General features: G+C 50.4%; 21 protein-coding genes. 5 read left to right on the top strand and 16 right to left on the bottom strand.

The features are described from left to right. Positions 1 to 189: 189 nt before the first annotated feature. The 9 genes from SU32_RS09385 to sbmA form a co-directional block, all read right to left on the bottom strand. Positions 190 to 669 carry a F0F1 ATP synthase subunit B gene (locus tag SU32_RS09385; RefSeq protein WP_053999099.1) on the bottom strand — a complete coding sequence of 160 codons (480 nt, stop codon included), beginning with the start codon at positions 667 to 669 and terminating at the stop codon, positions 190 to 192. Positions 670 to 680: 11 nt separating this feature from the next. Continuing rightward, positions 681 to 1,229, bottom strand: coding sequence for a F0F1 ATP synthase subunit B (locus SU32_RS09380; protein WP_053999098.1), 549 nt, complete (start codon positions 1,227 to 1,229; stop codon positions 681 to 683). A 139-nt stretch (positions 1,230 to 1,368) separates the two neighbouring features. Beyond that, complete coding sequence (locus SU32_RS09375) at positions 1,369 to 1,596, bottom strand: F0F1 ATP synthase subunit C (protein ID WP_053999097.1); 228 nt, start codon at positions 1,594 to 1,596, stop codon at positions 1,369 to 1,371. 68 nt (positions 1,597 to 1,664) lie between these two features. Next, positions 1,665 to 2,417, bottom strand: coding sequence for a F0F1 ATP synthase subunit A (locus tag SU32_RS09370; protein WP_053999096.1), 753 nt, complete (start codon positions 2,415 to 2,417; stop codon positions 1,665 to 1,667). A gap of 17 nt (positions 2,418 to 2,434) precedes the next feature. Beyond that, positions 2,435 to 2,800, bottom strand: a complete 366-nt coding sequence (locus SU32_RS09365) for an AtpZ/AtpI family protein (protein ID WP_053999095.1) — start codon at positions 2,798 to 2,800, stop codon at positions 2,435 to 2,437. Between the two features lie 254 nt (positions 2,801 to 3,054). Then, the gene (locus SU32_RS09360; RefSeq protein WP_082376605.1) at positions 3,055 to 4,224 is read right to left on the bottom strand and encodes a cell wall hydrolase; all 1,170 of its coding nucleotides are present in this window, start codon (positions 4,222 to 4,224) and stop codon (positions 3,055 to 3,057) included. A gap of 172 nt (positions 4,225 to 4,396) precedes the next feature. After that, complete coding sequence (gene der, locus SU32_RS09355; RefSeq protein ID WP_053999094.1) at positions 4,397 to 5,824, bottom strand: ribosome biogenesis GTPase Der; 1,428 nt, start codon at positions 5,822 to 5,824, stop codon at positions 4,397 to 4,399. Further along, positions 5,821 to 6,492: a tetratricopeptide repeat protein gene (locus tag SU32_RS09350; RefSeq protein WP_053999093.1), complete on the bottom strand. Its 672-nt coding sequence runs from the start codon at positions 6,490 to 6,492 to the stop codon at positions 5,821 to 5,823. The genes der and SU32_RS09350 overlap by 4 nt, the downstream gene beginning before the upstream one ends. A 172-nt stretch (positions 6,493 to 6,664) precedes the next feature. Then, complete coding sequence (sbmA, locus tag SU32_RS09345; protein ID WP_053999092.1) at positions 6,665 to 7,933, bottom strand: peptide antibiotic transporter SbmA; 1,269 nt, start codon at positions 7,931 to 7,933, stop codon at positions 6,665 to 6,667. Positions 7,934 to 8,091: 158 nt separating this feature from the next. Here sbmA and SU32_RS09340 point away from each other — a divergent pair, with 158 nt between their 5' ends. The 4 genes from SU32_RS09340 (at position 8,092) to SU32_RS09325 (ending at position 11,141) form a co-directional block, all read left to right on the top strand. Beyond that, positions 8,092 to 8,508 (top strand): MAPEG family protein, encoded by a 417-nt coding sequence (locus tag SU32_RS09340; RefSeq protein WP_053999091.1) that lies wholly within the window; start codon positions 8,092 to 8,094, stop codon positions 8,506 to 8,508. Then, the gene (locus SU32_RS09335) at positions 8,505 to 9,692 is read left to right on the top strand and encodes a DegT/DnrJ/EryC1/StrS family aminotransferase (RefSeq protein ID WP_053999090.1); all 1,188 of its coding nucleotides are present in this window, start codon (positions 8,505 to 8,507) and stop codon (positions 9,690 to 9,692) included. Before SU32_RS09340 ends, SU32_RS09335 begins: the two co-directional genes overlap by 4 nt. Beyond that, positions 9,692 to 10,465, top strand: a complete 774-nt coding sequence (locus SU32_RS09330; RefSeq protein ID WP_053999089.1) for an MOSC domain-containing protein — start codon at positions 9,692 to 9,694, stop codon at positions 10,463 to 10,465. The genes SU32_RS09335 and SU32_RS09330 overlap by 1 nt, the downstream gene beginning before the upstream one ends. A 139-nt stretch (positions 10,466 to 10,604) precedes the next feature. Beyond that, positions 10,605 to 11,141 (top strand): hypothetical protein, encoded by a 537-nt coding sequence (locus SU32_RS09325; protein WP_053999088.1) that lies wholly within the window; start codon positions 10,605 to 10,607, stop codon positions 11,139 to 11,141. A gap of 51 nt (positions 11,142 to 11,192) precedes the next feature. On the opposite strand, the gene guaA is transcribed toward SU32_RS09325, so the two are convergent. The 7 genes from guaA to SU32_RS09290 form a co-directional block, all read right to left on the bottom strand. Further along, positions 11,193 to 12,773, bottom strand: a complete 1,581-nt coding sequence (gene guaA / locus SU32_RS09320; protein WP_053999087.1) for a glutamine-hydrolyzing GMP synthase — start codon at positions 12,771 to 12,773, stop codon at positions 11,193 to 11,195. Positions 12,774 to 12,908: 135 nt separating this feature from the next. Next, positions 12,909 to 13,292: a DUF1761 family protein gene (locus SU32_RS09315; protein WP_053999086.1), complete on the bottom strand. Its 384-nt coding sequence runs from the start codon at positions 13,290 to 13,292 to the stop codon at positions 12,909 to 12,911. An 83-nt stretch (positions 13,293 to 13,375) separates the two neighbouring features. Beyond that, on the bottom strand, positions 13,376 to 13,975 hold the full coding sequence (locus tag SU32_RS09310; protein WP_082376603.1) for a 5'-methylthioadenosine/S-adenosylhomocysteine nucleosidase: 600 nt from the start codon (positions 13,973 to 13,975) through the stop codon (positions 13,376 to 13,378). After that, positions 13,968 to 14,429, bottom strand: a complete 462-nt coding sequence (locus SU32_RS09305; RefSeq protein ID WP_053999101.1) for a TspO/MBR family protein — start codon at positions 14,427 to 14,429, stop codon at positions 13,968 to 13,970. Before SU32_RS09305 ends, SU32_RS09310 begins: the two co-directional genes overlap by 8 nt. Positions 14,430 to 14,454: 25 nt before the next feature. Next, positions 14,455 to 16,218, bottom strand: a complete 1,764-nt coding sequence (locus SU32_RS09300) for an ABC transporter permease (protein WP_245625517.1) — start codon at positions 16,216 to 16,218, stop codon at positions 14,455 to 14,457. A 23-nt stretch (positions 16,219 to 16,241) separates the two neighbouring features. Next, positions 16,242 to 17,225 carry an ABC transporter substrate-binding protein gene (locus SU32_RS09295; RefSeq protein WP_053999085.1) on the bottom strand — a complete coding sequence of 328 codons (984 nt, stop codon included), beginning with the start codon at positions 17,223 to 17,225 and terminating at the stop codon, positions 16,242 to 16,244. A gap of 86 nt (positions 17,226 to 17,311) precedes the next feature. Then, on the bottom strand, positions 17,312 to 18,598 hold the full coding sequence (locus tag SU32_RS09290; RefSeq protein ID WP_053999084.1) for an RsmB/NOP family class I SAM-dependent RNA methyltransferase: 1,287 nt from the start codon (positions 18,596 to 18,598) through the stop codon (positions 17,312 to 17,314). A 424-nt stretch (positions 18,599 to 19,022) separates the two neighbouring features. Between SU32_RS09290 and SU32_RS09285 the strand changes: the two genes are divergently transcribed. After that, a complete protein-coding gene (locus SU32_RS09285) occupies positions 19,023 to 19,712 on the top strand; it encodes a cation efflux transmembrane domain-containing protein (RefSeq protein WP_245625516.1) in 690 nt (229 codons plus the stop codon). Positions 19,713 to 19,833: the final 121 nt, after the last annotated feature.

The following is a 19,833-nucleotide window of genomic DNA, read 5'->3' as shown; positions in this document are numbered from 1 at the left end:
CGCCTTAGAGCGTGCCAGCTTTTCACTGAATCGCATCCACGCTCAAACCCTTTGATTTGCCGCATGTCCGGGCGGAAAACCGGTCGCCACTTTTCCTGACATGCTCTAAACATTTGAGATTTCCTACCGGCAACAAAAAACCGCGCTTAGAATACCAAGCGCGGTTTACGAAAATGATTGTAATGACTTTTAGTTCAGGCCCGATTTAACCTGTGCGATAGACTGTTTGAATAGATCGCCGGATGACTTTGCAGTCATCTTTTCAGATAGAAGTTTTTCCGTTGCGGCCACAGCGACATCGACAGCTGTTGAACGTACAGCATTGATAGCGTCTGCCTCGGCCTGCGCAATTTTTTGCTCGGCCATTTTGGTGCGGCGTTCGACATATTCTTCCGTCTTGGCGCGCGCCTCTGATGCAATTGCATCAGCTTCACGCTTGGCGGCGGCAACGACATTTTCAGCTTCTTTTTCAGCTTCAATGCGCTTGCGCTTATATTCTGCAAGTACGCCTTCAGCTTCTTCACGAAGCTTGCGCGCCTCTTCCAGCTCATTGCGAATTTTGTCCGCACGATCATCAAGACCTTTTGTGATCATCGCCGGAACTTTGAAGTAAGCCAAAACGGCCAGAAAGATGATTAGACCGACGAGTGCCCAGAATGTTGCGTCCATGTCCGTCTCCTTTACTTACCGGAAGCCGCTACGGCTTTAGCAAGATCAGCTTTCGTGACAGTACCACCAATAAGCTGTGTGTAAATTTCTGATGCTGTTTCTTCGGCTATACCACCAACTTCAGACATCGCTTTTTCGCGGATTTCGGCAATACGTGCTTCTGCAGCGGCAAGTTTTTCACTTAGATCAGCTTCAACTTTTTCACGCTCGGCACTTGCTTCGGCATTGGCCTTGTCACGTGCTTTTTGGCCAATTTCATTGGCTTTTGATTTTGCTTCAGCAAGCTCTTGTTCGTAAGCCGCGATAGAAGCATCAGCCTCATCACGCAATTCCCGCGCCTTATCCAGATCCTGCGCAATGCGGTCCTGACGGGTTTCAAGAATATTTCCTATGCGTGGCACAATGACTTTGGACATGAACCACAGGAAAAATCCGAATGTGATCGCAAGCCAGAAAAGCTGCGATGCAAAAGTGGATGAGTCGAATGGCGGGAATGCACCGCCTCCGCCGTTCTCTCCTGCAGCTTCCGCTCCGGCTGCCATTGCCTCGGTGATAAACATTGCTATCGATCCCAAATCTTAAAATTAGATGATTGCACGGCGTATGCCCGCAATCTCGGCGAAGAAAGTCACCGCGCTTTGTCAAGATGACTGCCGCTACAGTGCAGCGACAGTCGATCCAAAGGTGTCTCTTGCAGAATTAAACCGCGAAGAGAAGAAGAAGTGCGATGAGCAATGAGAAGATGCCCAAAGCTTCAGTAACGGCGAAGCCAAAGATCAGGCGGCCGAACTGACCGTCTGCTGCTGACGGGTTGCGCAATGCACCTGACAGAAAGTTACCGAAAATTGTACCAAGACCGATACCAGCGCCTGCCATGCCGAGACATGCGATACCTGCGCCGATGTATTTTGCTGCTTCCGCTTCCATTTTAAGCTCCTTTGGATGGTAGTGTGCAGATTAGTAGTTCAGTTAAACGGGTCGCCCCGCTATCCTCATTAATGTGACGGATGCAATGCATCATTCAGATACATGCATGTTAGAACCGCAAACACATAGGCTTGCAGGAATGCCACGAGAAATTCCAGGCCAGTCAGTGCGACAACCATCAGCAACGGCAATAGTGAACCGCCGATACCAAGTGCGCCAAGGCTGGACATAGAAACGATAAAGCCGGCGAACACTTTCAGTGTAATGTGACCGGCCAGCATGTTCGCAAACAAACGCACGGAAAGTGAGATTGGACGCGACAGGAATGAAATGACTTCAATCATAATGACGAGCGGCATCAATATTCCTGGCACGCCTTCCGGCACAAACAGCCCGAGGAATTTAAAGCCGTGTTTTGCCACACCGTAGACAACGACAGTACCGATCACGAGCATCGCAAGTGCGAAGGTTACGATAATGTGTGAGGTGACAGTGAAGAAGTACGGGAACATGCCCAATAGGTTTGCGACAAGCACGAACATAAACAGGGAGAACACAAACGGGAAGAACCGCATGCCTTCGGTCCCTGCAGCATCGCGCAACATCGAGGCAACAAATTCATAAGCCGATTCGGCAATTGATTGGCCGCGTGACGGGATCAGACCGCGGCTGGCCGTTGCAAAATAAAGAAATGCGGAAGCAACAGCGACAGTGCCCACCATAAACAAAGATGAATTGGTGAATGAGAGGTCAAGACCAGCAACATTCTCCAGGGGAATGATCTTGTTGATCTGAAACTGCTGGATCGGATCGTTTGCCACTTCAGTCTTCCTAAAATTTACTGCCTGTCGGCATCGTTTTCATCTATGTTGGTTGCCTTTTCAGACATCCGGTTTTCGGGTTCGGCAACTTTACCGGAAGCCCGCATTACGTTTAAAGTCCCGGCGGCAAAGCCGAGAAGCAGGAACACAATCAACCCCCAAGGGCTGGTTCCCGCAATTTTGTCGATCAAGTAGCCGATTCCGGCACCAACCAAAACCCCGCCGATAAATTCGCTCGAGATTTTAACAGCTGCGCCCCAACCGGCACTGTCACGTCCTTTTTCATTCCCGGCCTGACCGTTTTTCTCGCCAGTCTTCTTGGCAAGTGCTGCGTCCAACTTGGCGCGCCGTTCGTTCAGACCATCATTCTCAGAACCGCTCATCACACCTCACAAACCGCATTGTCACGCAGCATATCATATTGCTTGCTGCTGTGTGCTGGATGTTCATTCGTTGCTAGAAAGCCCTTTTGAATTTGGCGGCAACATAGTTTCGTGCCCCCTGCTAGTCAAGGTAGTTTGCGACGAATAGAAAAAGCCTTATAAGCTATTTAAATCAATAACTTATAAGGCTATTAGCAAAAGGTCGCAGGTGAAATTTAGATTAGGTCAACGCCGTTTCAATGATTCCGGGCCGATTAACTCCAGCCGCCGCCATAGGTACGGTAGAAGATATGAAGGCCAATCTTGCCGACTCGCTTCATATGACGCGCCCAGCGCGGATTAACGTAAGTCGCATGATAATGTGTGGATGAACCAACCTCTTTGAACCAGATTTTGCCTGCAGAAACAGCAATGGCAACATCCTGTGCAGTTTTCCATGAACGCGGCGAATTGATGCGGTCACGGATACCGTCGCATGCAAATGAGAACTGGCAGCGATTGCGCCAGCTTTTATTCTGGTAAACGACACCGCAAATTGTGTTTGGATATGCCGGATTGCGCACGCGGTTCAGGACAACCTGCGCCACGGCTGCCTGCCCAGAAACCGGCTCTCCGCGTGCTTCAAAGTAAATACCTTCTGCGAGACATTTTTGCTCCCGCTTGGAAAAAGCATAAGCAGGCAAAGGCTGGCGGGCCCAAGCGTGATCATTCTTCTCGATCGGCGGGAAAAAGCGTCCGCGTTTTTCATTCTCGCTTTTCAACAAGCTGTCAAATGGGGATTGCGCTGAGAAATCCGGCTTTGGCGGGGCGTAAGCAGTTGCAAGAATGTCCGGATTGTCGTTCGTGACCAAACTGGCAAGCATCTTTGGAACGCCCGGCGATGCGTCTTTCGGTTTTTTCTTAAAGAATGTTTTTGCGATTTGAATTTCTTTGCCCTTAATTTCGGGCTTGATGAACGCCATTTTCACTGAGCGTTCGACTGTCGGGCGCAAAAGATTGCTTTGACGTTCAAAAACTGATCCGGCAGAGAAATCTTTTGGCGGTGCGGCTGGAATAATTGCTGCAACGCGGCCTGATTTTCCCTTTGTGTTGATACGCATTTCGTCAGGCGTTTCCGGCAAAACTGTTTTGGCCGTGTTTAGCGTGATGTCGCCAACACCTTTGGCGCGAACCCCAACAGAACCCGTAACAGTCGGATCAATACCAAACGGCACCTCGCCCTGATGGATGGAACCGGAGGACGGGCGCAGCATTGTCACCTTCCAACGATCTGCAGAAGCCTCGCCGCCTGAAATCAAGCTCGACATATCCTGCAATGCAATTGAACTTGGATTGGCAATAAAAAAGGCCGTGGCAAAGAACGCCGGTGCGGCAAGCCGTGCCGCAATCCCGCGGCCGGCATTCAAACGCAATTTACGCAACACTCATACTCCAGAACAGAAACTCAAAACGCTGTTAACTATATTGGAGAATGAAGCATTAACCTTGATGTCCGGTTAATGACGCGGTGAGAATTTGTTAATTAACGCCCGAACCGGCGAAATTTGTGAAACGCACCCTCCCGCTCTGTGCCAAACAGGCACATCGGGAGAGCGCTTAGTTCTTGCGCTTTGCTTTATGCGCAAAAGGATTGTCGCCGCCGCGCAGCATCATACGGATTGGAACGCCGGGCATGTCAAAATCTTCGCGCAGAGCATTGACCATATATCGTTGATAGCTGTCAGGCACAGCATCGGGCCGTGTGCAGGAAATCACAAAGCCGGGCGGCCGCGTTTTTGCTTGCGTCATATATTTGAGCTTGAGACGACGGCCACGAACCGCAGGCGGCGGGTGATGCGCCGTCACCATTTCCAGCCAGCGGTTCAGTTTCGCCGTGGAAATGCGTTTGTTCCAGACTTTGTGGGTCGCAATGACCTCTTTCATTAAAGTATCGAGACCAGCGCCGGTTTGGCCGGAGATTGGCACAGCACGGATACCGCGTATCTGCGGCAGGAGCCGTGTAGTTTTTTCTCTCAGGTCAGCAAGCACTTCCTGCCGGTTTTCAATCAAATCCCATTTATTGAAAGCAATGACAGGTGCCCTGCCCTCACGTGCAATCAAATCTACAATCTGCAGATCCTGCTTTTCAAAAGAAATGGTTGCGTCAAATACGATGATAACAACTTCGGCAAAACGGATCGCACGCAGGCCGTCACCAACCGACATTTTTTCCAGCTTTTCCTGAACGCGCGCTTTGCGGCGCATACCTGCTGTGTCGAATAGACGGATTTTGCGCCCCTGCCATTCCCAATCTACAGAGATACTATCACGGGTGATACCGGCTTCCGGCCCCGTCAGAAGCCGTTCTTCCTGCACCATCTGGTTGATCAGTGTCGACTTTCCCGCATTCGGACGCCCAACGATGGCAATCTGCATCGGCTTGCTATCATCATATTCCGGCTCATGGTCGTCATCTTCAAATTCGTCATCATGAACTGTGACATTAACCCGTGCTTCAAAGGTTTTGCCGCCTTCGGCATAGGCAACGTCTTCACCAACAGCCTCGACAATCGCCTGCCGCAGATCGGTCATGCCTTCGCCATGCTCGGCAGAAATAGGTACAGGCTCGCCTAAGCCGAGGCGAAACGCTTCATAATAGCCCGCATCAGAATCCTTGGATTCAGATTTATTGGCCACAAGAACGACAGGTTTGTCCGCACGGCGCAAGATATCGGCGAAGGTTTTATCGTCAGCAGTAAGCCCCCATTTGGCATCCACCAAAAACAAAACCATATCGGCTTCTTCAACGGCGGTCAGCGTTTGTGTCCGCATCCGGCCGGAAAGTGTTTCCGCCGCGCCTTCTTCCAGGCCCGCCGTATCGATGACCTCAAATTCCAAATCGAACAGACGCGCATCATGGCGACGCCGGTCACGCGTTACACCCGGCTGGTCATCGACAATGGCGATCTTGTGGCCGACAAGTCGATTAAATAAGGTTGATTTGCCGACATTGGGACGCCCGACAATGGCAACGGCAAAGCTCATCCTTGTGATACCTTGCCGCTGGCCGTGATGAGTTCAAGCATAATACGCGCGCGCTGCGTTACACCGGCTGGTGCTTGTTCATCATTTACGATGTCGCTGAAAAGAGATTGCGCGTCTGCGAATTTTTCTGTCCGCCAAGCTGAAAGCCCCATAACTTCCCGCGCGGCATGACGCAATGTGCTTTCCGTTGAGGACAGCACTTCAACGCGTTTTGCAACTTCCGCATAATCGGCAGTGTCTACCAGTGCGTAACCTGCACGCAGTTTTGCAATATCGCGAATGGCAACCGGCACCGAACTGTCGGCTGCGACAGCGTCGAACATGCTCACGGCTTCATCAATTTTACCCTCATTGGCCAATACAGTCGCCGCACGCATACGGGCAAGAACCGGATATTGTCCAAATCCGTCTTTTTCCAGCTCTTGAAGCGCTGCAAGCGCCTCGTCGGATTTTCCGTCATTGGCAAGGTTGAGCGCAATCAGAAAGCGATCGCCTGACGCATTTGCCTGACTTGATGTGTAATAGTCATAAAACCGCGTTGCAGCCGTTGCGACAACCAGCAAAACAGCAGCGCCAATAATGAATGCGCCAAAGCGGCTCCAAAATGATTTGAGGCGGTCGGAGCGTAGCTCTTCCTCAACTTCACGAATAAAACTGTCGTCAGACATCAGTACACCTTTGAATAATATCGCCTGCGTTTAACGATAAATGTGTCGAAATGTAAGGGGGTTTTACCTTTGGTTGCGAATAAAGCGCGCAAACACGCTCTTTTGAATGTCAAAACAACCGCCCAATCATATATTTTTTGATCGGGCGGTTCATTGAGTAAAATCTTAGGCGTTAGACGGCGTTGTCCACTTCGCCATTATTCTCCAGCCATTCCTTGTCGATGTCCGGCAGATCTTCATTATCAATTGCAGCTTCAAATGTTTTCAAGCGCTTATGAATCGACAGTAAATCAACCACAGTCGGCCAGGAATTCACCAGATATTGGAACGAGTTGGAAACCTGGCCAAAGGCGGTCAATATCTGCTGCAAGACGCCAAAGGTAAAGCCAATCGCAGCACCGGCAATGATACTTGGAATCAACAAGAGCATCGCAAAAATGCCATCGGCCTGCAGGTAGGCAAAACGGAAGACGTTAAAGTACATATATTCGAGATAAAGCCTGAAATAATTGCGGCGCACATCATTGAACAAATCATACATCGTCGGCAGTTGAGCGCGGTCGTAATCATCCTCGCCATAGACCAGTTCTTTTCGGAACGCGGCTTCAACGCGCTGGTTTTTAAATTCCAGCCCCGGCAAACGGATACCTGCAACGGCGAGCAATATAGTACCGAAAAGCGACCAGAAAATTGCAGCCCATACAAGCGCTTGCGGCACGGCACCAAAAAATGGAATTTCCGGCACATATTGCGACAGGCCCCACAAAATAGGCAGAAACGCAATTAGTGTCATGACCGCGTCAACGGCGGACACACCAAGCCCTTCCATGATCGAGGCAAAGCGCATTGTATCTTCCTGAACACGCTGCGAGGCACCCTCGATATGGCGAACCTGTTTCCAGCGTTCAAGATAGTAATTATTCATCGCTGTCCGCCAGCGGAAAATCCAATGGCTGACGAAATATCTGAACACGACGATCACAGCGATGAATAGAAAGGCAAGTTGCGCGAATATCCAGATATAGGAGAATAAATCGGCCGCCGTGGTTGTCGAATTTTCACTCAATGCGTTTTGGACCGCATCAAAGAAAGGTCTGCGCCAATTGTTGATTGCGACCGAAACCTGCACATTAAAGTAAGTGACAAACAAAATCACGGCAGAGCCGGCAACCGACCAAAGCTCCCACGGGTGGTTCTCCTTAAAATGCCAAAACAGTACGAACAGGCCTGCAACCAGCGCGAAATAGATATAGAACCAAAGAAACTCAGGTGTCACAAAATGACCGAGGCCGATAGTAGGTCCGGCTTCCGGATCGCTCGCGCCAAAGAGAGCAATTCCCAGTTCAGCCCCGCCCCCATACCAAGCAGCAACAGATACCGCGCACCATATCACAAAGGATAAGAAGAACAGCTTGGGAGACGGAAAAAATGATTTGAACACGGAATAAAATACTCTCAATTATTATGATTATAATCAAATGGTGTTTCGAACCACATTGTAGTTTTTATGGCATAGTTCATAAATGAACAGGAAAAAATTATAAACTCTCCTCACTCTCTTGTGTTTGGCAAGAATAAACCCGCAAAGGCAAGCATCAAATGGAAGTCATTCAAGCAAACCTTGGCGCAGTCGGCATTTATGCGGCGCTTAATTTTCTCATTTTGCTTTGGATTGCCAACGCAACTGGTACTTTGCGCCGGAAACACAAAATTGCGATTGGAAGCGGCGGCAACAGACATCTGGAACGCATTATGCGGGGTCATGCCAATGCCGCCGAGAACATGCCCATATTTCTGATCGGCCTGACGGTTGGCGCACTGATCGGCATGCCACTGATCGCAATTCACATCTTAGGGCTTGTCTTTACCATTGGCCGGGCCATTCATGCACACCACTTCATTCAGGAGAGCGCACCTTTCAAATCCAGAATGATCGGCTTTGGACTTGCGCTTCTCGCTATGACGGTCTTGTTCGCCGGTTTGCTGGTGCACGGTCTATGGATTTTGTTTGAATGAAAAAGTTCTCAAAGCCCTTCACGCAGCAAGAAGCCATTCCGGAAGATGCCATTAGAGCCGCAGTATCTGTTTTAGAATCCGGACGTCTTCACCGCTACAATACCGCAAAGTCTGAAACAGCGGAAACCGCTTTATGGGAAGCCGAATATGCCGCCTATCAGGGCTCAAAATATTGTCTAGCGACATCTTCGGGCGGAGCTGCCATGCAGATAGCGCTGCGTGCATGCGGCCTCAAGCATGGCGAAAAGGTTCTCACCAATGCCTTTACGCTTGCCCCTGTACCCGGCGCAATTGCTGCTGCGGGCGGTGTTCCGATATTTGTTGAAACCAATGAAAATCTGACCATTGACCTGAACGATCTGGACGAAAAACTCGCGGATACCGGTGCCAAGTTTCTGATGCTGTCGCATATGCGTGGCCACCTCGCGCCCATGGACGAACTGGTTGCACTTACCGATAAATATGACGCCAAAATCATTGAAGATTGCGCGCACACAATGGGTGCAGAATGGCGCGGCAAAAAAAGCGGAAATTTCGGAATTGCCGCCTGCTTTTCCACACAAACCTACAAACATCTGAATTCCGGTGAAGGCGGGCTTTTAACAACCGATGACGATGAACTCATGGCGCGGGCTGTTATTCTGTCCGGCTCTTATATGCTTTATGAGAAACACGGTGCGCGCCCGGATATGGATGCTTTTGCTGAAGCGCGTTTTGAAATGCCCAATTGTTCATCGCGCATGGATAATCTTCGCGCTGCAATTTTGCGTCCGCAGCTAAAACAGCTTGAAGAAAACATCGAGCGGTGGAACACGCGGTATCGCCTGATGGAAGACTATTTATCGAAGGTTGAAGGCATAACCATGCCGCACAGACCTAATGAGGAGCGCTATGTGGCGTCCTCAATACAGTTTCTTACACCCGAATGGGGCGATGAAAGATGCCGCGCATTTGTTGCAGCGTGCCTGTCGCGCGGTGTTGAACTAAAATGGTTCGGTGACAAAAATCCTGTTGGCTTTACCAGCCGTTTTGACAGCTGGCGCTATGCGCCGGAACAGAAGCTCGATAAAACGATCACAATATTAAATCGCGTATTTGATATGCGTATTCCGCTGATTTTTACCAAAGATGATTGCGCATTGATTGCTGAAATAATCGCCGAAGAATTTAAGAAGGTTGCCTGATGAACGCTGTTGTCAAAGAACTGATCACCTATCCGGTCAAAGGACTTTCCGGACAGCAGCTGGAGACAGTCAAACTGGAGGAAAGCCGTGGCTTCCCGCTTGACCGTGCCTTTGCCTTTGCACGCTACGATAGCGGCATGGACCCTGCCAATCCGCGGCCAATGCCCAAGAGCAGATTTCTCGTGCTTGCGCGTGATGCTGCACTTGCACGGCTGAACACTCGGCTGGATACAACGACTAAACAACTCTTCATTCAGGACGGCGGCGAAAATCTCGTCTTTGATTGCGCGACAGACGAAGGCATGGCAGAGGCCGCGCATTTTCTATCGACAGTCGTCGGGCTGGAAGCGGACAAAACACCCAATTTCATTGACGGTGGCGATTTGCGGTTTACCGATGTCTGCATGACTTCGCCGCAATATATGCACGCAATATCGATCATCAATCTGGCGTCCGTTCGAGCGCTATCGGAAGCGATAGGGCGTGACGTCGACCCGCATCGTTTCCGTGGTAATTTGCTCATTGATGGCTGGGAGGCGTTCAGCGAACTTGAAGCGCTGGACCGCGAAGTAGAGGTCAACGGCGTAAAATTACGTATCTTGCAAAGGACAAGGCGTTGTCCCGCGACACAAGTGAACCTTCAAACTGCAGAGCGCGATCTGGATGTGCCTGCCCTTATTGAAGAACATTTCGGCCACCGCGATATGGGCGTATATGCTGAAGTTTTAACCGGCGGCGATATCAAAGTCGGCGACGCGGTTGGCAGCCTTTAACTTCACGGCAACCAGCTGTTTATAAAGCGTTAAACATATTCTGGAATATAAATATGACCACGCTGCAACAGCATGAAGCGGCAGCGCACTTAGTAGCCCGGCTTTCGATGACAGAAAGTTCCCGGCTTTCAGGTGTCATATGCAAATTTCATTGGATTCCCAAAACGTAGCTTCGGTTATTTTACACAGCGTGTTTGAGCAGGCAGTTCGAACACAAACACAAAAGCTGGATGAAAACTTCATCTCGGCGATGAAAAAATCCGGTCACAGCGCGCAAGCAAGAGCCAGCCTCACAGAAGATTTGTTCAGTGTTCATCATGTGGATGCAGCCCAGATGAAAACCCGCATTTTTGAACGATTGGGCGAAAAATTCGGTCTCAAACAGGATGATTTCGAAACGATTGCCAATTATGCCCGCGCTATTCGCAGAGGCGTGGACGACTTAAAAGATAAGCCGGGTGGTCTGCTCGCACTTCAAAAGATTGAAGAAGATCTCGGCTTGGATGAGCTCGGCATTTCTATGGATAGTGTCATCGAAGCAATGATGGACCCTTCAAGTGATGCGGCAAAAGAGCTGAATGAGGCTTTGGAGGAAAAGCTTGGCAAATCAGGTCGTGATGCCGCGCTACATAACGGCCCCGTTAAAATGAATAATGACGGCTTGTACACAAGATAAAGCCGTCATCATCCTTGCTTATTCACATGCCGGCAGCGTCACGATACGCTGCTATTCCCACTCGATTGTGCCCGGCGGTTTTGACGTCACATCATAAACAACGCGATTGATGCCGCGCACTTCATTGATGATGCGGGTTGCCGCATTGCCAAGGAAATTCATATCATAATGATAGAAATCGGCGGTCATACCGTCTACGGATGTGACAGCACGCAGCGCACATACAAATTCATATGTGCGCCCGTCGCCCATCACACCAACGGTCTGAACCGGTAAAAGCACAGCGAAAGCCTGCCAAATCTCATCATAAAGACCGGCTTTACGAATTTCATCGAGATAGATCGCATCGGCCTGACGCAGAATTTCCAGCTTTTCGCGGCTGATGCCGCCCGGACAACGGATTGCGAGGCCCGGCCCCGGAAACGGGTGACGGCCGATAAAGCTGTCAGGCAAACCAAGCTCTTTTCCAAGCAAGCGCACTTCATCTTTGAAAAGCTCGCGCAGCGGCTCCACCAGTTGCATGTTCATGCGTTCCGGCAGTCCGCCCACATTGTGATGCGACTTGATGGTAACACTTGGGCCGCCGGTAAAGCTGACGCTTTCGATCACATCGGGGTAAAGCGTGCCTTGCGCCAAAAACTGCGCATCCTTGCCCTGCTCTGCCAATGCTTTTGCTTCGCGCTCAAACACTTCAATAAACATTCGGCCAATTGTTTTGCGCTTGATCTCTGGATCGCTTTCGCCTTCCAGAGCCGCAATAAATTCGTCGGATGCGTCGATGCATTTCAGGTCAAGATTGTAATGCTCGGTGAACATCTCGACGACCTGTTGCGCTTCGCCCATGCGCATCAGGCCATGGTCAACAAGAATACAGGACAGACGGTCACCGATCGCCTCATTGATAAGCAGTGCGGCCACCGATGAGTCGACCCCGCCTGACAAGGCGCAAATGACGCGCCCTTCCGGCCCCACCTGATCGCGAATGGCCTGTATCGCCTGTTCACGGTAGGCTGCCATCGACCAGTCGGATTTTAGCCCGGCAATTTTGTGAACGAAGTTCGACAACAGCTTGGCACCGTCCGGCGTATGCACCACCTCTGGATGAAACTGCGTTGTATAATAGCGGCGCTTTTCATTGACAGCGATTGCCAAAGGCGCATTGGGAGATGTGGCAATAACCTCAAACCCTTCCGGCAATTCAGTCACGCGGTCGCCATGGCTCATCCAAACCGGATAATCTTTACCAACTTCCCACACGCCCTCGAACAAAGGGCTTTCTTTATGAATGGTAATGCGCGCGCGGCCAAACTCGCGGTGATGTCCGCCTTCCACCTTGCCGCCCAACTGATGCGCGGTCACCTGCTGGCCGTAACAAATGCCCAAAACGGGTATATCGGCCTCAAAAACTTTTTGAGGTGCCAGCGGTGCATTGTCATCATGCACGGAGGCCGGACTACCTGAAAGGATAACTGCTTTTGGCTTCAGACGCTCATAAGCTTCGTCGGCAAGCTGAAAAGGAACAATCTCACAATATACACCGGCTTCACGCACGCGGCGCGCAATGAGCTGCGTAACCTGACTGCCAAAGTCAATGATGAGAATATTATCGGTATGGGAGGTGATATCTGTCATGAAAAGCCTTTACGGCGAGTCCGACAAAGATTCAATCGTTTACCGAAAGAGAAATCACTTAGCACAAACAGCCAAGTGATTTTTCCCCAATTTGTATCAAATAGGAAACGCTGGCGGTGCTTCGTTTAGCTCGTTTTATAAGATGCCTTGCACAACAATCATGACGATACCGATTAAAATGGCATAACCACCATCAACCAATAAGGCATAATTGCTTTTTTTGATAAATGCGCCAGCCGACATATTAAAGGCCGCAATACCTAAAATCGCAACAATGGCTGTTGTTAAAGCGCCGGCCGCTGCGGTCATGCCGATGAATGTTGAAATAAGTAAAAGTGCCAGTGCCTGCAATAGCATTGCCATTTTCGGCATTTCGTCGGCAGTGCCCATTTCCACGCGCGAACCTTCCGCCCATTTTGCGCCAAACAAGATCGGGCTATACCAAAGCCAGCCTGCAACAAAGGCTAGAACAGCGCCGACTATAACAGCGAGCCAATTTACATTTGAAAAATCGTCCATCGTACTCTCCCCTCATAAATCCTAAGGGAAAAATTGCGCTCTTTTGGGAAAAATGTCCAGTTAGTGATGAATTGCGGGCTTCTCTAACTTCCGAGCTGATTTTCGAGTAAATCGACAGCGTGCGCCAGATTTTGATCGACGACATGCAGATATTGTGTCCAGTCACTCAATTTTGAAAGCGTCTCGTTCCCATCAGAAATACCCCGAAGACCGATCATTGGTATATCGAATGCCATACAAGCGCGCATGATTGCGAAGGTTTCCATATCGACCATATCAGCATCAATTTCATCGTAGGCATCACCGGAGACAATATTGGCGCCCGTTGATAACCGCGCTGATTTAATGCCTTCAATATGGATGGGCATGGTAACTTCTATAGGAAGATCGGTGAGCGGCGTCTGCCCTTTTTCAAAGCCTAACGGCGAGGCATCCATATCGCGATAGCTTACCGATGAAGCCTGATAAACTGCACCCTGCTCCAATGTGCGTGAACCGCCTGAACCCAGCGATACCAGAATATCCGGTTTCATCTGGCAAAGCGCTCTGGTGACAGAAACGGCGCTTTCGACAGGACCGATGCCGCACATTAATGGTGTGATGCGCTCTTTTAGATGATCACCATATTCGGGATCAGCCGCCATGACATAAAGGACAGACTTTGAACCGACTTTTTTAGGCAAAATTGAGCCACCACAAGGATATATTCAAAAGAAAGGCGAAGCTTATCCAGCCCAGATATGGAACCATCAACCAGCTGGCCAGGCGGTCCTTGTTCCAAATCCTGGTGATAAAATAAACCGTCAAAGCGATCATCAAAATGATGATGAGCGCGGCAAATAACATCCAGTGATATGTGAAGAACACCGGCGACCACGTGAAATTCAAGGCAAGCTGCGCGAACCAGATTTTCATCAACAAACCATTGGCATCACGCATCCATGTGCGCCAACCGGCAACAGCAATCATTGCGTAAAGAACAGTCCAGACCGGACCGAACAGCCATGCCGGGGGATTGAAAAACGGTTTTGTCAAACCGTCATACCAGTCGCCGGGCAGGTTCTGTGTTCCTATGAACGAACCGCCGCCGACACAAAGAATGAGAAAAGCGGCGAGCGAGATATATTTAGTTTTCATTGTTTGCGTCATACTCCGGATGAACCTAGTCGCTTTTGCCCGAAGCGCTTAATTGGCGCCAAGGCAGCGTGTTTTCCGGAAACATATCGCCTGCCAACTCCAACACCAACATTAAAATTGCGACGACAATTGTTGATATGACAGCGGTGGCAGCGGCCTGCGTTGGCAAGCCTGCATCTTCGAGATTTAACAGTACAACACCGATTGTTTCTGTTCCGGCAGACCAGAGCAGCGCAGACACGGTTAACTCGTTGAACGCAAGCAAGAACACCATCAGAGCGCCAGCCAGCAAGGACGGAAGGATCAACGGCATAATGATGGAGTAAAGCCGTTTTCGAAGACCTGCGCCATCCAAAAGCGCAGCTTCCTCTATGTCGCGGTCCAATGAAGTTATGGCGGCAAAAATAGGTTTAAGCGCAATCGCCATGAAGCTCGCACAATAGGCAAACAAAATAATCCATTTTGTTGCGTAAATTGACACGCCGATAATCGGTAGAGGGCGCACAAACAGTAATATGCAGGCAATTCCGACGACAACGCCGGGAAGCGCATAGGGCATTTCTACAATTGCCAGAACTGTTGATCTAATCCGCGTCAAACGGCGATCCAAGCCATAGGCCAACAGCATACAGAATAATGAGAGTATGACTGCTGCCGAGGAGGCATAGACCATGGAGTTTGAAAACGCTCGGCGCGTAGTATCCTGACGCCACAAAACTTCGACATATTGATCAAGGGTCAGCGTATCAAAGCGCAACAACATGCCGTAGGCGGGTACAATTGAGGTCGCCAATAAAGACATCATCGGAATAAATATCGTCAGCACAAAGAACGCCCAAATGGCGTATTCAATCCAGATGCGCCATCGCCCGGCATCAATAAACGCGGCGAGCTGATCGCCTCCCTGCAGGCGCACAGTATTGCGCGATAATAGTTTTGCAGAGATGACAACGCCTATGCCGGCAATTACGCCAATCATCATTGACACCAAAGCGGCCTCGGCAATCGTGTTGGTGCCGAAACTCGCCAGTTTTTGAAAAATCAATGTCGGAAGTGTCAGATAACCGACAGGAAGCCCCAATAATGCGGGAATGCCGAAATTTCCAACACCGGCAACGAAGGCAAGCAACAGTGCCGATGCCAAATGCGGGCGCACTAAGGGAAGTAGGATTTTTGAGAAAATTTTTAGTGGTTTTGCACCGTCGAGCAAAGCCGCTTCAATAATGGCGTGCGGGACACGCGATAGACCTGCAGCCAATGTGATGGCCACAAGCGGTGCATGTTGCAGCCCCATCACAAGCACGATCCCGCCAAACCCAAGCATTGGATTCGCGGTGCCCGGCGGCGGTGCAAGTCCGATAGCTTTCAGCAAGGGCGATGCGGGGCCGGCCAGGGTTTTAAATGCCAGAGCAGAAATCTGCGGCGAAATCATCAAAGATAGTATGAATATGAATGCCATAAGACGACGTGCGCGCAGTTGCACAGTCATCAAAATCAAAGCCAGAGATATGCCGATCAATCCAGCAATCACAGTTGATGCAATCGCTACTGAAATCGTGTTGAAAGTTGCGGTGCGTATTTGAGCGGAAAACAGGGTTTTAAATGTCGTTTCGACACCATCCGAAAATGAACCAATAGCCGCCAGAACCAACTGCAAAATTGGCACACCGCAGATAATCAGAACGACAAAGAGGGCCGTTGCCGCCAGCGCGTCGCCCTCCTGCAATGCCCAGTCGTCGGCGGTGACAACATTGTTCAGCCGCCGACGGGATATTGTTTTCATCATCATGCCGAGATCATCTCAAACAATGCCTATTGGCCGAAAATTTCCGCAAATTTAGCTTTATCGCTTTCGGCGGATTTGAGCGCTGCGGCTGCATCAAATGACATGATCTTGATATCATTGAGCGCAGGAAAACCTTCAGGCGCAGCGACATCCGGATGGGCCGGCATATAACCTTGTGACGCGGCCAATTCCTGTCCTTCCTTGGAAATCAGGAAGTCGATGAATGCTTTTGCAGCTTCAGCGTTTTGCGTGTTTGACAAAATCGCCACCGGTTCGGAAATAGCTGAAACGCCTTCTTTCGGGAATACGAAATCAACCGGCGCGCCTTTTGCTTTTTCGCGGATTGGCAGGAAATCGACAACCATGCCGTAAAGCTTTTCGCCGCCTGCAACAGCTTTCAGAACACCGCCATTGCCGCCGGATGCCTGCGCACCGTTCGCGGCAAGATTTTCATAATAAGTCCAGCCCTCATCCAAATTATTGATGAGTGTGGCCGTGTGAATAAGCGCTGCGCCGGATGTCAGCGGCGAAGGCATTGCGATTTGGCCTTTTGCGGCCTCATCAAGCAAATCTGTCCATGATTCCGGCTTCATCGTTGCGGCTGTGTTATAAATAATGCCTGTCGTAATCAGCTTTGTGGCGAACCATTTTTTCTCTGCATCGTGAATGCCGTCCGCATAGGCAGAAACATCGGCTGCCTCATGCGCCATCAACAAATCATCAGCCGCAAGGCTTTCCATTGTGACACTGTCGGCAATCAACAACACGTCCGCCGGTGTTGCGCCGGCTTGTAATTCAGCGCGCAGCTTGGCCATGATCTTGGTCGTACCGTCACGCACGAAAGATATATCCACATCGGGATATTTTGCCTTGAAGGCATCAATTGTTTTTTGCGCATCATTGTTGGGCTGACTTGTATAAAGTGTGAGCTTTCCATCAACGGCATGAGCCAAACCCGCGCTTAACAAAACAGTCGTGGCGGTCAGGATCGAAGTGATTAATCTACGCATTTCATGTTCCCTTTGGTGTTTGCATTTAACCGAAGGCCTATGGCTTTTATGTAACTTTAAAATGACAGTGTCTTTCACATTCATCATCATTTCAAACGCTGGAGCACGGCAAAAAAGAAACCGTCCGTGCCTGTTGTCCGTGGTGTCAGCGTTACGCAGTTAAAGTCTGTGGTCCAGGGTTTGGGCGCGTTCGTGCCGAACAATTCTTCCCAGACTTCGCCTGCGCCCAATAAATCGAAATCCTCATGGCGGTCACCAAATGCGTAGACCTGACCTTCATTTTCATCCTGAAAAATCGAACAGGTAATGTAACAGAGATAACCGCCGGGTTTAACGAACTTGCGCGCCGTATCAAGAATGGCCGCCTGCTCCTGCACTCTGGCTTCCAATTGTTCTTCGGTCAGCTTCCATTTTGCATCGGGATGCCGCCGCCACGTGCCTGAACCGGTACAGGGCGCATCGACAACAACACGGTCAAAACTGCCGTGCAAATGATCCAAATCCTCATCGGCGGCATGAACCTGAACATTGCGCGTTCCGGCGCGTTTCAAACGGTCAAAAATTGGCGCGAGACGCTGCTTATCGGCATCATAGGCATGTACCTGCCCCGTATTTTCCATGGTTGCAGCCAAAGCCAAGGTTTTGCCGCCAGCGCCGGCGCAATAATCAAAAATCTGTTCACCGCCTTGCGCAAAAACAAGATCGGCAACGATCTGGCTTCCCTCGTCCTGAATTTCAAACCAACCTTTCTGAAAGGCAGGTTCCGCCGTCACATTCGGCATCCGGCTTGCGCCGCCTTTGGCTGGAATGCGCATCCCGTGACGTGCAATTTTAGACGGTTTTGCGCCTTGCTTTGAAAGCTGCTTGAGGACTTTTTCGCGATCAGCTTTCAGCGTGTTCACGCGCATATCGAGCGGTGGACGCTCCGCCAATGCTTTGGCCTCTTCGACCCACTCGTCTCCGAAGGCTTCCTCCAGATGATCACTCACCCATGCGGGCACATCCGCCTCAATTTCGGAGGGCATGAAAGCCAGATCTTTTTGCGATGCCGCTTCAATACGCGCAACGGGAATTTCCGGCGCGAATTTATCATCTGCCAGCGCTTCCTGAATTTGAGCAAGGCTCATGCCCCATTGACGCAGCAACGTGCCAAAAATCAATGCTTCGGCGTCATCGCCGCCAAACATATATGCGGTCGAAGCGCGCTTGCGCAGTGCATCATAAACAAGGTTGCCGATGGCATTGCGGTCGCCGGAACCGGCAAACCGGTGATTATTGCCCCAGTCTTTAAGCGCTACCGATACAGGCCGGTTGCGGCTCTCCATATCTTGTAAAACTTCAACTGCAGCTTGAATTCGTCCGCCCAGGCGCATGTCGGTGATCCCGTCTTTAAGGTGTTTGCCGTCAGTAAGCCTATCACTCAAAAAGCGCAAGGAATATGCTGCGCAAAGAACGGCAGCCGAATGACGGCAAAGCCGACGAAGTGACCATGTCGTTCATGTTGCAAAACAACAGAAATTCCATATATTCAATTATGCGACTGCCCCCCTAAATGCTAAAGTCATGGTAAGTGATTGTTGGGACGGCTCTTTAGCAAGCCAACATCAGTGAAATTTCTAACTCTGGGAGAAGATTTTGGAGACGTGCAAGAATAGAACATCGGATTCATCCAAATCACCCATCCGCTACCGCGTATCTGGTATGGATTGCGCGAAAGATGCGGCACAAATTGAGCGAGCCGTGCAGTCCGCTGGCATAGCACCTGATGCCGTAAAGGTATCAGCGGCAACCCACATCATGACGCTGAACATCCCCGAATCCCAGCTGGCTGAAATCGAAAAAGCAGCCGCGACAACGGGCTATGGTTTTGAGCGGATGGACGCGAATGACGACGGCACGCAAAGTGCGGCGCATCAAGACCCTGCCTATCGCCGCGCTCTTTGGATAGTGGTCTTGCTCAACGTCGGCTACGGAATTGTCGAAATGGTCGGCGGATTTTTGGCAGGTTCGCAGGCGGTGAAAGCTGATGCGCTAGACTTTCTCGGCGACGGCCTCATCACCTTTTTGGGCTTACTCGCGATAGGCTGGAGTCTCGTCTGGCGGGCGCGTTCTGCAATGATACAGGGGATTTTCCTCGGCGTTCTTGGACTCGGCGTCCTTGGAACAACGATTTGGCGGGTGTTCGCCCAAACGACGCCAGACGCGAACCTGATGGGGCTGTTCGGTTTCATTGCATTGATAGTGAATGTTCTGGCCGTCCTTCCCCTTCTCAAATTTCGCAAAGGCGATGCGAACATGAGGGCGGTCTGGCTGTTCTCGCGAAACGATGCCATCGGAAACGCTGCTGTCGTGGTGGCGGCTGTCCTTGTCTATCTCATGGGCAGCGCTTGGCCTGACCTAATTGTCGCCTTCGGAATTGCTGGCCTCTTTCTTCATTCCTCATGGTCAATTATTCGCGATGCCCGCGCGGACTTGAAAGAAACGTGACTTGTATCGTCCCCTAAGCTGTCAACGAGGATGCTAAAACAACTATCTTGCCTCGTAGGGTAGTCGACACAACAAAACGAGGAATAGCAGATGATGGAAAACGGCATGATGGACGGTATGG

The sequence above is a fragment of the Ahrensia marina genome (assembly GCF_001293565.1).
Classification (GTDB): Bacteria; Pseudomonadota; Alphaproteobacteria; order Rhizobiales; family Rhizobiaceae; genus Ahrensia; species Ahrensia marina.
Note: the sequence above shows the minus strand (reverse complement) of the source record. Positions and strands in the feature narration are given on the sequence as shown.